The following is a 15,349-nucleotide window of genomic DNA, read 5'->3' as shown; positions in this document are numbered from 1 at the left end:
TTACTGCCGGCCGTAGGTATCGTCGAAGCGGACGATGTCGTCCTCGCCGAGATACGCGCCCGACTGCACTTCGATCAGCTCGAGCGGCATCTTGCCCGGGTTCTCCAGGCGGTGCGACACGCCGAGCGGGATGTACGTCGATTCGTTTTCGGACAGCAGGAACGTTTCGTCGCCGCGCGTGATGCGCGCGGTGCCGCGCACGACGATCCAGTGTTCGGCGCGGTGGTGGTGCATCTGCAGCGACAGTCGCGCACCCGGTTTCACGACGATGCGTTTCACCTGGAAGCGCTCACCCATGTCGACCGAGTCGTAGTGGCCCCACGGGCGATGCACCTTGCGGTGATCGGCCGCTTCCGCGCCGCGTTGCGCCTTGATGCGCCCGACGATTTTCTTCACGTCCTGCACGCGCGACTTGTCCGCGACGAGCACGGCGTCGGGGGTTTCGACGACGACGAGGTTCTGCGTGCCGACGCAGGCGACGAGCCGGCTTTCCGAATGCGCGAACGTCGATTCCGCGCCTTCGAGCAGCACGTGCCCGCGGCCGACGTTCCCGGCTTCGTCCTTCGGCGAGATCTGCCAGATCGCGTCCCACGAGCCGACGTCCGACCAGCCTGCGTCGAGCGGCACGACGACGCTTTCGCACAGTTGCGGCAGGCTCGCGAGCGGCTCCATCACCGCGTAGTCGATCGAGTTCGACGGCGACGCGGCGAATGCGTCGCGATCGACGCGGAAGAAATCGCCATCGGCCTTGCCCTGGGCGACGGCCTGTTCGCAGGCCGCGTAGATCGCGGGTTCGAGCTGGCGGATCGCCTTCAGCCAGACCGAGGCGCGGACGATGAAGATGCCGCTGTTCCACCAGTATTCGCCCGATGCGACGTACTGCTGAGCGAGTTCGAGATGCGGCTTCTCGACGAAACGGTCGAGGCGGCGCACGTCGAGGCTGCCCGTCGCGCCGTCGCCGAGCGGCGCGCCGACGCGGATGTAGCCGTAGCCGGTTTCCGCGTGCGTGGGCACGATGCCCATTGTCGCGATCTTGCCTTGCATCGCGCAGTGCACGCCGGCCGCGACGGCCGCGTGGAAGCGCGGCAGGTCGGCGACCGCATGGTCGGCCGGCATCACGGTCATCACCGCATCGTTGCCGTCGGCGACGAGCCGCAGCGCGGCGAGCGTCAGCGCGGGCGCGGTGTCGCGGCCGGTCGGCTCGAGCATGATCGACGCCGCTTTGCCGGTCAGGCGCAACTGTTCGGCGGTGGTGAAGCGGTGATCCTCGCCGCATACGATCAGCACGTCGTCGTTCAGCGGATGGTCGGCCGTCAGGCCGTCGAGGCGCAGCGCGGTCGATTGCAGCAGCGAATGTTCGCCGAGCAGCCCGATCAGCTGTTTCGGAAAACGTTCGCGCGACATCGGCCACAGGCGCGTGCCGGAACCGCCGGCGAGAATCACCGGTTGCACGGCGACGCGCGTGCCGGCGGCGGGGGCGGCGGAAGAAGAATGGCGCGTTTCGGCAGCCACGGCCGGAGCATTCATGAGGACACTCTCCACGGTTGAAGTCAGTGCCTGTCGTTGTAGCATGAAGTAAATCGACAATAAAACCGGGGCCATTGGCTGATATTCGCCAGGCCCGCATCAGGAAGAATTTTCCGTGCTAGCATCCGGTGCAAATAAAAAAATAAAAAATAAATCCGGGAATCGGCTGGTCTTTACCGCCCGCAAAGGGTGAGCGGAAATCGTAAAGCTTCCGAAAAATTCCAGATTCGTGAACATTTCGGGAAATCGTGCCGAATTAATTCAGAAACTTCGCGGCAAGAATTTCCGATTATTTTTCGAAATACTTGTGCGCTTGAGGAGAAATTTTCTTGTCGCTTCAATAGCGTCATGCAACGTTTGAATCGAATGTGCGGCACGGGTCGCGCAAGGAGCTGTTCGGCAAACGCCTGTTCAAAGAGGAAGCGGACATGTTGAGCGTGCTGGCGAGAGTCATCGATATCGCGATGGTCGTGACGGGGGCGTTGATCGCCGCCGCGCTGCACGGTGGCAGCATCTGGCTCAACGACCTGCAGCGCACGATGATGCTGTTCGATTGCCTGCTCGTCGTCGTGTGTTTTCCCGCCTTCGGCATCTACCAGTCGTGGCGCGGCAAGCGTCTCGTCGGGCTGGTGGGGCGGGTCGCGTTCGCGTGGCTCGTGGTCGAGCTCGCGGGCATCCTGTTGAGCTTCAGCTTTCATCAGTCGGGCGACCTGTCGCGGCTGTGGCTGGGTTACTGGGCGCTCGTGACGATGGCGCTGCTCGCCGGCTCGAAGGCCTGCGTGCACGTCGTGCTGCGGCAACTGCGCCGCGGCGGCTACAACCTGAAGGCGGTTGCGATCGTCGGCGGTACGCCGGCGGCGCGGCGGCTGATCGCGCAGATGCGGGCGCGGCCGGAAGCCGGTTTCAACCCGGTGTGCGTGTACGACGAAACCGAAGCGCCGGGCGAAGTGGCGCTCGACGACGTGCGCATCGAGCGGCAGTTCGAATCGCTGGTGTGGCTGGTGCGCAGCCGCGCGATCAGCGAGCTGTGGCTGACGCTGCCGGTCTCCGAAGAGCGCCGGATTCACCAGATCGTGACGGTGTTCCGCCACGACTTCGTGAACATCCGCTTCATCCCGGACGTGCGCACGCTGTCGTTCTTCAACCAGGAAGTGGTCGAGGTGCTCGGCGTGCCGGCGATCAACCTCGCGGCGTCGCCGATCACCGACGTGCGGATCCTGCCGAAGTTCGTGTTCGACCGGCTGTTCGCGCTGGCGGCGCTCACGGCGCTCGCGCCGGTGATGGTGCTGATCGCCGGCCTGATCAAGCTGACGTCGCGCGGGCCGGTGTTCTTCCGCCAGAAGCGCAAGGGCATCGACGGGCACGAGTTCGAGATCTACAAGTTCCGCTCGATGAAGGTGCACCAGGAAGTGGCCGGGCAGGTGACGCAGGCCACGAAGAACGACATGCGCGTGACGCCGGTCGGCCGGTTCCTGCGCCGCACGAGCCTCGACGAGCTGCCGCAGTTCATCAACGTGCTGAAGGGCGAGATGTCGGTCGTCGGCCCGCGCCCGCATGCGCTCGCACACGACGACATCTACAAGGATCTGGTCAAGGGCTACATGTTCCGCTACCGGATCAAGCCGGGCATCACCGGGTGGGCGCAGATCAACGGCTTTCGCGGCGAGACCGACCAGATCGAGAAGATGATGGGACGCGTGAAGCTCGACCTGTACTACATGCAGAACTGGTCGTTCTGGCTCGACATCAAGATCGTCGTGCTGACGCTCTGGAAAGGCTTCACCGGCAGCAACGCGTACTGAGTACCGAGATCGCGCCACGCAGGCATTCCGGTTTTACGAATTTCGAATCATTGGTCAAGAGGTCCGACACATCATGAATCTAACTATCATCGGCAGCGGTTACGTAGGTCTTGTCACCGGCGCATGTCTCGCCGACATCGGGCACGACGTGTTCTGTCTCGACGTCGACCAGGCAAAGATCGACATCCTGAACAACGGCGGCGTGCCGATCCACGAGCCGGGCCTCAAGGAAGTGATCGCGCGCAACCGCTCGGCGGGCCGCCTGCGCTTCTCGACCGATATCGAGGCCGCGGTCGCGCACGGCGACGTGCAGTTCATCGCGGTCGGCACGCCGCCCGACGAGGACGGCTCGGCCGACCTCCAATACGTGCTCGCGGCGGCGCGCAACATCGGCCGCACCATGACGGGCTTCAAGGTGATCGTCGACAAGTCGACGGTGCCGGTCGGCACGGCCGAGCGCGTGCGCGCGGCGGTGGCGGAAGAGCTCGCGAAGCGCGGCGCCGACCAGATGTTCTCGGTCGTGTCGAATCCGGAATTCCTGAAGGAAGGCGCGGCGGTCGACGATTTCACGCGGCCGGACCGCATCGTGATCGGCTGCGACGACGACGTGCCGGGCGAGCGTGCGCGCGAGCTGATGAAGAAGCTCTACGCGCCGTTCAACCGCAACCACGAACGCACGCTGTATATGGACGTGCGCTCGGCCGAGTTCACGAAATACGCGGCGAACGCGATGCTCGCGACCCGCATTTCGTTCATGAACGAGCTGGCGAACCTCGCCGACCGCTTCGGCGCGGACATCGAGGCCGTGCGCCGCGGGATCGGCTCCGATCCGCGCATCGGCTATCACTTCCTGTACGCCGGCTGCGGCTACGGCGGCTCGTGCTTCCCGAAGGACGTCGAGGCGCTGATCCGCACGGCCGACGAGCACGGGCAGGCACTGCAGATCCTGAAGGCCGTGTCGTCGGTCAACGCGACGCAAAAGCGCGTGCTCGCCGACAAGATCGTCGCGCGCTTCGGCGAAGACCTGAGCGGCCGCACGTTCGCCATCTGGGGCCTCGCGTTCAAGCCGAACACCGACGACATGCGCGAAGCGCCGAGCCGCGAGCTGATCGCCGAGCTGCTGTCGCGCGGGGCGCGCGTCGCCGCGTACGACCCGGTCGCGCAGGAGGAGGCGCGCCGCGTGATCGCGCTCGATCTTGCCGATCACCCGAGCTGGCTCGCGCGCCTGACCTTCGTCGACGACGAGGCGCAGGCCGCGCGCGATGCCGACGCGCTCGTGATCGTCACCGAGTGGAAGGCATTCAAGAGCCCCGACTTCGTCGCGCTCGGCCGCCTGTGGAAGGCGCCGGTGATCTTCGACGGCCGCAACCTGTACGAGCCGGAGACGATGAGCGAGCAGGGCATCGAATACCACCCGATCGGCCGGCCGGGCTCGCGCCAGGCCGTCGCCGCCCGTGTGCCGGGCACCGCGCCCGCGAGCGCGTAACCCGTTTTCCGTCACTCGTTAAGAGACGCCATGTTCCGGAACATCCTGATCGTCTGCCACGCGAACGTCTGCCGCAGCCCGGCAGCGGAAATGCTGTTCAAGTCGCATGCCGCGTCGCGCGGCGGCCCGCGCCCGACGTTCCACTCGGCCGGCGTGCATGCGAACGACGGCGACGGCATCGATCCGGTGATGCGCCAGTTGCTTGCCGAGCGGGGCGTCGATGCGACGACCCACCGCTCGCGGCGGCTGTCGCGCCGGATCGTGCGCGACGCCGACCTGATTCTCGTCAGCGAGCGCGGACAGATTGCGGCCGTCGAATCGGTCGATCCGTTCGCGCGCGGCAAGGTCCATCTGCTCGGCAAGTGGGAAGGGGCCGAGATTGCCGACCCGCACGGCGGCCCCGAGGCCGATTACCGCGAGAGCTACTCACTGATCGAACGTCTGGTTCAAGGATGGCTACAGAAACTATGCTGAAACGCCCGATGCGCCCGGTGGCGCTTGCCGTCGCACTGACGACTTTCCTGTCAGCCTGTGCAACCGCGCCCGGCAACTACCTCGACTCGTCGAACCTGAAGGACGAAGGCCGGCAGCAAGCGGCCGAGACCTATCCGGTTCATTACATCGACGCCAAAGTGGTGATGGACCAGCTGCAGAAAGCGCAGGTCGACCATCCGCTGCCGCCCGGACGTTACACCGATCCGTCGCAGTACGTGTACCGCGTCGGCCCGCAGGACATCCTCGGCGTCACCGTGTGGGACCACCCCGAGCTGACGACGCCGCAGGGCCAGTCGTTCTCGAGCGGCGGCAACACGACGCAGACGGTCGCGGGTGCGCTGCAGCAGCCGTATACGACCGCGCTGCCGGGCCAGGCCGATCCGTACGGCCAGACGGTGGCCGCCGACGGCACGATCTTCTTCCCGTTCGTCGGCCGCATCAAGGTGGCCGGCAAGACGGTCGCGCAGATCCGCGAGCAGATGGCCACCACGCTGTCGCGCTACGTGAAGAATCCGCAGCTCGACGTGCGCGTGCTGTCGTTCCGCAGCCAGAAGGTGCAGGTGACCGGCGAGGTGAAGCAGCCGGGCCCGCTCGCGGTGAGCGACGTGCCGCTGACGCTCGTCGACGCGATCTCGCGCTCGGGCGGCTCGACCAACGAGGCCGACCTGCAGCGCGTGCGCCTGACGCGCGACGGCAAGCTCTACACGCTCGACGCGAACGGCGTGCTCGATCGCGGCGAAGTGAAGCAGAACGTGATGCTGCAGCCGGGCGACATCGTCAACGTGCCGGACCGCAGCGACAGCCGCGTGTTCATCATGGGCGAGGTCAAGACGCCGGTCACGGTGCCGATGCTCAAGGGCCGGCTGACCATCGCCGACGCGCTGACCGCGGGCGGCGGCATCCTCGACACCGACGCGAACCCGCGCAAGATCTACGTGATGCGCGGCATGCGCGACAATCCGACGAAGCCTGAAGTGTTCCGTCTCGACATGACGCAGCCCGATGCGCTGATGCTGTCGAGCCGCTTCCCGCTTCAGCCGCTCGACGTCGTCTACGTCAGCACGGCCAGCTCGGTGCAGTTCAACCGTGTGCTGCAGCAGGTGCTGCCGACGATCCAGACGATCTTCTACATGCGGCAAATCACGCGCTGATAGCCCGCCGGGGCGGCGCCTCCGCCCCGGCACCACTCAAGCGGGAACGAATGGTGAACACGCAAGCGAAACACTCCTACGCGGACCTGACCGCGAAAACCGAGGAAGAGGACGTCGTCCTCGGCCAGTTGCTCCAGGTGATCATGGACGACATCTGGCTGCTGCTCGGCATCGCGGTGACGGTCGTCGCGCTCGCCGGCCTCTACTGCTACATCGCGAAGCCGGTCTACCAGGCCGACGTGCACGTGCGGGTCGAGGGCAACGACAACACGTCGCAGGCGCTTACGCAGACGCAGACGGGTGCGATGATCAACAGCGGCCCGCAGCAGGCCCCGACCGATGCGGAAATCGAGATCATCAAGAGCCGTGGCGTGGTCGCGCCGGTGGTCGAGCAGTTCAAGCTGAATTTCTCGGTCGTGCCGAAGACGCTGCCGGTGATCGGCAGCCTCGCCGCGCGCGTCGCGACGCCGGGCGAACCGGGTCGGCCGTGGCTCGGCCTGAAGTCGTATGCGTGGGGCGGCGAAGTCGCCGACGTCGATTCGATCAATGTCGTGCCCGCGCTCGAAGGCAAGAAGCTGACGCTGACGGCCGGCCCGAACGGCACCTATTCGATCGTCGACCAGAACGGCATGCGGCTGCTGTCGGGCCATGTCGGCGAATCGGCGCAGGGCGGCGGCGTGACGCTGCTCGTGTCGAAGCTCATCGCGCGCCCCGGCACGCAGTTCACCGTGGTCCGCTACAACGATCTCGGCGCGATCAGCGGCTTCCAGACCGGCATCCAGGTGAGCGAGCAGGGCAAGCAGACGGGCGTCGTGCAGATCTCGCTCGAAGGCAAGGACCCGGACCAGACCGCCGCGATCGCGAACGCGCTCGCGCAGTCGTACCTGAACCAGCACGTGGTCGCGAAGCAGGCCGAAGCGACCAAGATGCTCGACTTCCTGAAGGGCGAGGAGCCGCGCCTGAAGGCCGACCTCGAGCGCGCGGAAGCCGCGCTGACGCAGTACCAGCGCACGTCGGGCTCGATCAACGCCAGCGACGAGGCGAAGGTGTACCTCGAGGGCAGCGTGCAGTACGAGCAGCAGATCGCCGCGCAGCGCCTGCAGCTCGCGTCGCTCGCGCAGCGCTTCACCGATTCGCATCCGATGGTGATCGCCGCGAAGCAGCAGCTCGCGGAGCTGCAGGGCGAGAAGGACAAGTTCAGCAACCGCTTCCGCAGCCTGCCGGCCACCGAAGTGAAGGCCGTCCAGCTGCAGCGCGACGCGAAGGTCGCCGAGGACATCTACGTGCTGCTGCTGAACCGCGTGCAGGAGCTGTCGGTGCAGAAGGCCGGCACGGGCGGCAACATCCACCTCATCGATTCGGCGCTGCGTCCGGGCGATCCGGTCAAGCCGAAGAAGGTGCTGATCCTGTCGGCCGCCGTGTTCCTCGGGCTGATCCTCGGCACCGGCGTCGTGTTCCTGCGCCGCAACATGTTCCAGGGCATCGAGGATCCCGACCGCATCGAGCGCGCGTTCAACCTGCCGCTGTACGGGCTGGTGCCGCAAAGCGCCGAGCAGGTGAAGCTCGACGCGCAGGCCGAGAAGAGCGGCAGCCGCGCGCGGCCGATCCTCGCGAGCCTGCGTCCGAAGGATCTCAGCGTCGAGAGCCTGCGCAGCCTGCGTACCGCGATGCAGTTCGCGATGATGGATGCGAAGAACCGCGTGATCGTGCTGACGGGCCCGACGCCCGGCATCGGCAAGAGCTTCCTGACGGTCAACCTCGCGGTGCTGCTCGCGCATTCGGGCAAGCGCGTGCTGCTGATCGACGCCGACATGCGCCGCGGCCTGCTCGACCGCTATTTCGGCCTGACCTCGCAGCCGGGCCTGTCCGAGCTGCTGAGCGACCAGTCGGCGCTCGAGGAGGCCGTGCGCGAGACGCCGGTGCAGGGCCTGTCGTTCATCTCGGCCGGCACGCGCCCGCCGAACCCGTCGGAGCTGCTGATGTCGACGCGCCTGCCGCAATACCTGGAAGGGCTCGGCAAGCGCTACGACGTCGTGCTGATCGATTCGCCGCCGGTGCTGGCGGTGACCGACGCGACCATCATCGGCCGCATGGCCGGCTCGACGTTCCTCGTGCTGCGCTCGGGCATGCATACCGAAGGCGAGATCGCCGACGCGATCAAGCGCCTGCGCACCGCGGGCGTCGACCTGGAAGGCGGGATCTTCAACGGCGTGCCGCCGAAGGCGCGCGGCTACGGCCGCGGCTATGCGGCCGTGCATGAATACCTGAGCGCCTGATCCGCATCGCACGTAACCGGGCGGGCAGCGCGCGTTGCCCGCCCGGCCGACAGGAGAACCATCGATGAAAATTTCCGTGCTCGTTCCGACCTACCGGCGCCCCGCCGACCTCGCGCGCTGCCTGCTGGCGCTGCAGCGGCAGCATCGGCTGCCCGACGAGGTGATCGTCGTCGCGCGCCCGGAGGACGATGCCACGCACGAACGGCTCGCCGATCCGGCGGTCGGCGGCGCGCTGCCGCTGCGCATCGTGCCGGTCGACGTGCCGGGCCAGGTCGCCGCGCTGAACAAGGGGCTCGACTCGGCGAACGGCGACATCGTCGCGATCACCGACGACGACGCGGCGCCGCACCCCGACTGGCTCGCACGCGTCGAGTCGGCGTTCGAGGCCGATCCGCGCGTGGGTGCGGTCGGCGGGCGCGACTGGGTGCACGAGAAGGGCCGCGTGCTCGACGAATCGCGCGAGCTCGTCGGCCAGCTGACGCTGTCCGGCAAGATCGTCGGCAATCATCATCTCGGCGTCGGCGGCATGCGCGAAGTCGACATGCTGAAAGGCGCGAACATGAGCTACCGCCGCGCCGCGATCGAACGGCTGCGCTTCGATACCCGGCTGCGCGGCGCCGGTGCGCAGGTGCACAACGACATGGGTTTCAGCATGCAGGTGCAGCGCGACGGCTGGAAGCTCGTCTACGACCCGGCGATCGCGGTCGATCATTTTCCGGCCGAGCGCTTCGACGACGACCGGCGCGATGCCGCGTCGCTGAACGCGATCAGCAACGGCGCGTACAACATGCACCTGATCCTGCGCGAGCATCTGCCGCCGGTCCGGCGCGAGATCGCGTGGTGGTGGTGGACGCTGGTCGGTACGCGCGTCTACCCGGGCCTCGCGCACGTGCTGCTGTCGCTGCATACGGCGCAGCGCGAGCGGATCCGCGAGCACTGGCGTGCGGTGCGCCGCGGCGCGCGCGATGCCCGCCGCGCGAACCTTGCCCCCCATCGTGCGGCGATGCCGCCGGTGACGTCTTGAACGGCCTGCGCGCCTCGCGCGCGGCCACCCACGGAGGGCTGAAATGAAACGACCCCCACGCTCACTTTGTTCGCTGCCCCCCGAGGGGGCGGTCAATCTCCTTGGGACGGCCCGGCGGAGACTGACATGACTGCAACGAAAGCTGCAACGAACGTCCACGTTCACCTGTTTTACGGCGCCGATCCGCGTACCTACCGGAAAGGCGAGGATATCGGCTGCCTGTACGGCTACCACCATGCCGAATCCGACGAATTCCGGCTGACCTATTCGCAGGACGGCGGCGAGAGCCGCGTCGTCGGCCTCGCGCGCCGCGCGCTGAAGGCGGCGCTCGGCTTCGACGTCGTGCATGCGTGGCGCAACCGCGCCGCGCTGCTGAATACCGACGTGATCTGGACGCACACGGAGCAGGAGCACCTGGCGGCCTCGCTGGTCCTGAAGCTCGCCGGGGCACCGGGAAAACGCCCGCTGCTGCTCGCGCAGAGCGTGTGGCTGTTCGACAAGTGGGGCAGCTTCGGCGGCCCGCGCCGCTGGCTGTACCGCAAGCTGATCGCGCGCGCCGACGCGCTGACCACGCTTGCCCGCGACAACGCCGACCTGTGCCGCCGCTATCTCGGCCGCGACGCCGAGTTCGTCTACTACGGGCTGAACACGCAGGACTTCCCGCTCACCGAGCCGCAGCAATGGCAACCGAACCGGCCGCTGCGGATCGCGGCGATCGGCAACGACCGCGACCGCGACTGGCGCACGTTCCTGGCCGCGTTCGGCGGCGACGCGCGCTACGACGTGCGGCTCGCGACGCGGCGCCGCGTGCCGCGCGAGTGGCATGCGCCGAACGTGAAGATCGGTTCGGCGTCGGGGCTCGCGAAGCAGCACGAGCTGTACGCGTGGGCCGACGTGATCGTCGTGCCGCTGCGGCCGAACTTCCATGCGTCGGGCATCACCGTGATGCTCGAGGCGGCAGCCGTCGGCAAGCCGATGATCGTGTCCGACGTCGGCGGGCTCAGCGACTACTTCCCGCACGATACCGCCGCCTACGTGCCCGCGTTCGACGCGCAGGCGATGCGCCAGGCCGCCGATCGCTTCGTGGCCGATCCGGTTGCGGCGCTGGGCTGCGCGCGGGCCGCTGCCGCGTGTCTGCGCGAGCGCGACCTGACCACGCAGGCGTTCGCCGAGCAGCATGTGCGGATCACGCGCGACATGCTGCGCCGGCGCCGGACGCCGGCGGCCGCGGGCCTGGCGATGCCGCTCGCGGATTCGCACCCGTCGTCGCGGTGAGAGCGGATCGATGAGTACGATTGCCGCCGAACGCGCACCGTCGCGCAACCGCAAGTGGCTTCCCGAGCCGAAGCACTGGGTCGGGCAGGCCGGGCTGTGGACGTTCACCGCCGCGCTGATCGCGATTCACCAGGGCAAGGTGCTGACGCTCGCGTTTCCGGTGCTGGCCATCGCGGTCGGCATCTGGCTGTATTTCAAGAGCCCGGCGCGCTACGTCGGCTTCATGTGGTGGGTGTGGTTCCTGAGCCCTGAAGTGCGCCGTCTCGCCGACTGGTCGAAGGGCGCGTTCACGCCGACGAGCCTGATCCAGGTCGCGCCGCTCGCGGTGACCATGATCGCCGGCCTCGGGCTGATCCGGCATTACCGCGTGCTCGCGCAGCGGCGCGGGATTCCCATCCTGCTGATGCTGTTCGGGCTCGCGTATGCGTACCTCGTCGGGATCGTGTCGAGCGGCGTGATGGCCGCGACCTACGACCTCGCGAACTGGGTGTACCCGGTGCTGATCGGCTTTCACATCATGGTCAACGCGCGCGACTACCCGGAGTACCGCGACGTGCTGCTGTCCACGTTCATGTGGGGCATGCTCGTGATGGGCGTGTACGGCGTCGTGCAGTACTTCGTGATGCCGCAGTGGGACGTGCTGTGGATGATCGGTTCCGACATGGGTTCGCAGGGCGAGCCGGTGCCGTACGGCGTGCGCGTGTTCAGCACGATGAACTCGTCGGGGCCGTTCGCGTTCGCGATCATGGGCGCGCTGGTGTTCGTGTTTGCCGCGCCGCAGAAAATCCGCTGGTTCGCGGGGGCGGCCGGTTTCGTGTCGTTCGCGCTGTGTCTCGTGCGCTCGACGTGGGGCGGCTGGGTGATCGCGCTCGCGATCCAGCTCGCGCAGTCGAACAACCGCGTGCGGATGCGGATCCTCATCAGCGGCGTCGTGCTGGTCGGGCTCTGCGTACCGCTGCTGACCGTCGGGCCGGTGGCCGACCGTCTCGGCGCGCGCCTGCAGTCGATCACGAACCTGAAGGACGACCGCAGCTACGACGACCGCAACAAGTTCTACGCCACCTTCGCGCAGACGGCGTTCACCGACGTCGCCGGCGAAGGGATGGGCGCGACGGGCGCATCCACGAAGCTGTCGAGCGACAGCGGCGAGCTCGGCAAGTACGGCAGCTTCGACAGCGGCGTGATGAACGTGCCGTTCGTGCTCGGTTGGCCCGGCACGCTGCTGTACCTCTCGGGCGTCGTGATGCTGTTCGGCCGCACGCTGCGCGCGGCATTCAAGCTGCGCAAGGACAAGTTCGTCGGCGCGTGCCTGAGCCTGTGCCTGTCGACCTTCGCGATGCTCGTGTTCACGAACTCGCTGATCGGCACGGGCGGCCTGCTGATGTTCACAGCCATTTTTTCGATTCTTTCCGCGGCGCACTGGCAAAAGGCACAACGCCTGCTGGCCGCCGCGCGTTTACGGGGAGGCGACCATTGAGAATCGCGATCGTCACGCACGTCGTGCGTCATAACGACGGGCAGGGCCGCGTCAATTACGAAATCGCGCGCGCGGCGCTGGCCGAAAACTACGAGGTCACGCTGGTCGCGTCGCATGTCGCGCCCGAGCTGCTGGCCGACCCGCGCGTGCGCTGGGTGCCCGTGAAAGTCGGCGGTTTCTGGCCGTCGAATCTCGTCAAGCAGCAGGTGTTCGCGCTGAAGAGCGCGGCCTGGCTGCGCGCGCATCGCGACGAATACGACGTGCTGCACGTGAACGGCTTCATTTCATGGATCAAGGCCGACGTGAATACCGCGCACTTCGTGCACGGCGGCTGGTTCAAGAGTCCGTACTATCCGTTCGGGCCGACGAAGGGGCTGTGGTCGGCTTACCAGTACGTCTATACGCGCGTGAACACCACGCTCGAGCGCTGGGCGTACCGGCGCTCGCGCGCGATCACGGCCGTATCGCAGAAGGTGGCCGACGAGATCGCCGGGCTCGGCATCGACAGCCGCAAGATCAGCGTGATCTACAACGGCGTCGACGGCAGCGCGTTCGCGGGCGCGCAGGCCGACCGCGCGGCGTTCAAGCTGCCGGACGATGCGTTCCTGCTGCTGTTCGTCGGCGATTTGCGCACGCCGCGCAAGAACCTCGGCACCGTGCTGAAGGCGCTGACGAAGCTGCCGGCGAACGTGCATCTGGCGGTGGCCGGCTATCTGCCCGGCAGCCCGTATCCGGAGGAGGCGCGTGCGCTCGGTATCGATTCGCGCGTGCATTTCCTCGGTCTCGTGAAAAACATGCCGACGCTGATGCGCTCGGTCGACGCATACGTGTTCCCGTCGCGCTACGAGGCGATGAGCCTGTCGCTGCTCGAGGCGATGGCGGCCGGGCTGCCGGTCGTCACCGCGCGCACGGCGGGCGGCGCGGAAATCATTACGCGCGAATGCGGGATCGTGCTGGAGGATCCGGACGATCCGGCGGCGCTCGCGCAGGCGATCGGCTCGCTCGCGGCATCGCGCGACACCTGCCGCGCGATGGGCGACGCCGCCCGCGAACTGATGACCCGTTTCGGCTGGGCGCATATGGGCGCCCAGTATGTCGCGCTCTACCGGCGCATCGGCCAACCCTCGCAGCCGTCCGCTTTCGAGCGGGTCGAGCATGCAGTCACGCAGGAGCAAACGTGATGTCCCACTCTTCCCGGCCGATCAAATCGTTGCAGATCGGCATGCACTGGTTCCCCGAACGCGCGGGCGGCCTCGACCGGATGTACTACTCGCTCGTCGGCGCGCTGCCGGGTGCGGGCGTCGAGGTGCGCGGGCTCGTCGCCGGCTCGCCGAAGGTCGCCGACGACACGGACGGTGCGATCCAGGGCTTCGGCCCCGCATCGGAGTCGCTCGCACGCCGGATGCTCGCCGCGCGGCGGGCGCTGCGCGAGGAGATCCGCAGCGAGCGGCCGGACGTGATCTCGTCGCACTTCGCGCTGTACACGTTTCCGGGCCTCGACGTTACGCGCGGAATTCCGCAGGTGTCGCACTTCCAGGGGCCGTGGGCCGACGAAAGCCAGGTCGAGGGCGCCGCGACGCTCGGGCAGCGCGCGAAGCGCTATCTCGAACAGGCCGTCTATACGCGTTCGTCGCGGCTGATCGTGCTGTCGCAGGCGTTCGGCCAGATCCTGACGAACCGCTACGGGATCGATCCGTCACGCGTGCGCGTGATTCCCGGCTGCGTCGATACCGCGCAGTTCGATACGCCGCTCACACCGGCCGAGGCCCGGCACAAGCTGCAACTGCCACAGGACCGGCCGATCGTGCTGGCCGTGCGCCGGCTCGTGCGGCGCATGGGGCTGGAGGACCTGATCGACGCGATCGGCCTGCTCAAGCACCGTCACCCGGACGTGCTGCTGCTGATCGCCGGCAAGGGCAAGATCGGCGAGGAACTGCAGCAGCGCATCGATGCGGCCGGGCTGCAGGACAACGTGAAGCTGCTCGGCTTCGTGCCCGACAACCATCTCGCGGCGCTGTATCGCGCGGCGACGGTCAGCGTCGTGCCGACGGTCGCGCTCGAAGGCTTCGGGCTGATCACCGTCGAATCGCTCGCGTCCGGCACGCCCGTGCTGGTCACACCGGTCGGCGGGCTGCCGGAGGCGGTTGCCGGGCTGTCCGACGATCTCGTGCTGCCGTCCACGGGCGCCGATGCGATCGCGGAAGGGCTCGGCGCCGCGCTGTCGGGCACGATCACGCTGCCCGACGAGGTCGCGTGCAAGCGCTATGCGCGCGATCATTTCGACAACGCGGTGATCGCGCGGCGCGTGGCCGGTGTGTACGAAGAGGCGATCCAGGCGGCAGGCTGAGCGCCCGCGGCGCGCTTACCTGCGCGCCGAACCGAAAGCCGAACCGAAAGCCGAACCGAAAGCCGAACCGAAAGCCGAACCGAAAGCCGAACCGAAAGCCGAACCGGCGCGCGTGCGCGGCCGGTTCGCGTACCGGCCGGCCGCGAAGGGCAGGCCGGCCTTCTCCATCCGATACGCGGCGCCGGCACGCATCACGCGCGCCTGAGCGTGGCGGCCCAGACGCCGAGCGCCGCCACGCTCACGACCGCGCCGAGCACGCAGACACCGGCCCATCCGGCGCGCGCATACATCATCGTCGACGCAATCGCGCCAAGCCCGCTGCCTGCCGAATAGAACAGCATGTAGCAGCCGACGAGGCGCGCATGCGCATCGGGCCGCGCGCCGAGAATCATGCTCTGGTTGACGACGTGGACGGCCTGCCCGCCGACATCGAGCAGCACGATGCCGACGATCAGCAGCGCAATCGACGTATTGCCGAACGCGAGCGGG

General features: G+C 67.5%; 12 protein-coding genes and 1 pseudogene. 10 read left to right on the top strand and 3 right to left on the bottom strand.

The features are described from left to right. Window positions 1–1,527 carry a mannose-1-phosphate guanylyltransferase/mannose-6-phosphate isomerase gene (locus G3N64_RS20405; protein WP_205785541.1) on the bottom strand — a complete coding sequence of 509 codons (1,527 nt, stop codon included), beginning with the start codon at window positions 1,525–1,527 and terminating at the stop codon, window positions 1–3. A 428-nt stretch (window positions 1,528–1,955) separates the two neighbouring features. Here G3N64_RS20405 and G3N64_RS20400 point away from each other — a divergent pair, with 428 nt between their 5' ends. The 10 genes from G3N64_RS20400 to G3N64_RS20355 all read left to right on the top strand — a co-directional run bounded on the left by G3N64_RS20400 (window position 1,956) and on the right by G3N64_RS20355 (window position 14,860). Next, window positions 1,956–3,329: an undecaprenyl-phosphate glucose phosphotransferase gene (locus G3N64_RS20400; protein WP_205785540.1), complete on the top strand. Its 1,374-nt coding sequence runs from the start codon at window positions 1,956–1,958 to the stop codon at window positions 3,327–3,329. Between the two features lie 73 nt (window positions 3,330–3,402). Beyond that, window positions 3,403–4,815, top strand: coding sequence for a UDP-glucose/GDP-mannose dehydrogenase family protein (locus G3N64_RS20395; protein WP_205785539.1), 1,413 nt, complete (start codon window positions 3,403–3,405; stop codon window positions 4,813–4,815). Window positions 4,816–4,845: 30 nt separating this feature from the next. Further along, window positions 4,846–5,289: a low molecular weight protein-tyrosine-phosphatase gene (locus G3N64_RS20390; RefSeq protein ID WP_059583036.1), complete on the top strand. Its 444-nt coding sequence runs from the start codon at window positions 4,846–4,848 to the stop codon at window positions 5,287–5,289. After that, window positions 5,283–6,461 carry a polysaccharide biosynthesis/export family protein gene (locus G3N64_RS20385; protein ID WP_205785564.1) on the top strand — a complete coding sequence of 393 codons (1,179 nt, stop codon included), beginning with the start codon at window positions 5,283–5,285 and terminating at the stop codon, window positions 6,459–6,461. Before G3N64_RS20390 ends, G3N64_RS20385 begins: the two co-directional genes overlap by 7 nt. 50 nt (window positions 6,462–6,511) lie before the next feature. After that, the gene (locus G3N64_RS20380) at window positions 6,512–8,737 is read left to right on the top strand and encodes a polysaccharide biosynthesis tyrosine autokinase (protein ID WP_205785538.1); all 2,226 of its coding nucleotides are present in this window, start codon (window positions 6,512–6,514) and stop codon (window positions 8,735–8,737) included. A gap of 64 nt (window positions 8,738–8,801) precedes the next feature. Then, window positions 8,802–9,761 carry a glycosyltransferase family 2 protein gene (locus G3N64_RS20375; RefSeq protein ID WP_205785537.1) on the top strand — a complete coding sequence of 320 codons (960 nt, stop codon included), beginning with the start codon at window positions 8,802–8,804 and terminating at the stop codon, window positions 9,759–9,761. Window positions 9,762–9,887: 126 nt separating this feature from the next. Continuing rightward, on the top strand, window positions 9,888–11,036 hold the full coding sequence (locus G3N64_RS20370; RefSeq protein ID WP_205785536.1) for a glycosyltransferase family 4 protein: 1,149 nt from the start codon (window positions 9,888–9,890) through the stop codon (window positions 11,034–11,036). Between the two features lie 10 nt (window positions 11,037–11,046). Then, window positions 11,047–12,513, top strand: a complete 1,467-nt coding sequence (locus G3N64_RS20365; RefSeq protein WP_205785535.1) for a glucose-6-phosphate isomerase — start codon at window positions 11,047–11,049, stop codon at window positions 12,511–12,513. Next, window positions 12,510–13,694: a glycosyltransferase family 4 protein gene (locus G3N64_RS20360; RefSeq protein WP_205785534.1), complete on the top strand. Its 1,185-nt coding sequence runs from the start codon at window positions 12,510–12,512 to the stop codon at window positions 13,692–13,694. Before G3N64_RS20365 ends, G3N64_RS20360 begins: the two co-directional genes overlap by 4 nt. Next, window positions 13,694–14,860, top strand: coding sequence for a glycosyltransferase family 4 protein (locus tag G3N64_RS20355; RefSeq protein WP_205785533.1), 1,167 nt, complete (start codon window positions 13,694–13,696; stop codon window positions 14,858–14,860). The genes G3N64_RS20360 and G3N64_RS20355 overlap by 1 nt, the downstream gene beginning before the upstream one ends. A gap of 15 nt (window positions 14,861–14,875) precedes the next feature. On the opposite strand, the gene G3N64_RS20350 is transcribed toward G3N64_RS20355, so the two are convergent. Next, window positions 14,876–15,052 carry a hypothetical protein gene (locus tag G3N64_RS20350; RefSeq protein WP_205785566.1) on the bottom strand — a complete coding sequence of 59 codons (177 nt, stop codon included), beginning with the start codon at window positions 15,050–15,052 and terminating at the stop codon, window positions 14,876–14,878. Next, a pseudogene (locus tag G3N64_RS20345) lies at window positions 15,052–15,349 on the bottom strand (MFS transporter); the annotation flags it as partial. The pseudogene G3N64_RS20345 and the gene G3N64_RS20350, both read right to left, overlap by 1 nt.

The sequence above is a fragment of the Burkholderia sp. Ac-20344 genome, from assembly GCF_017104975.1.
In the GTDB taxonomy this organism is placed as follows: domain Bacteria; phylum Pseudomonadota; class Gammaproteobacteria; order Burkholderiales; family Burkholderiaceae; genus Burkholderia.
The sequence above is the reverse complement of the archived record's forward strand: the minus strand, read 5'-3'. Positions and strand labels throughout refer to the sequence as shown.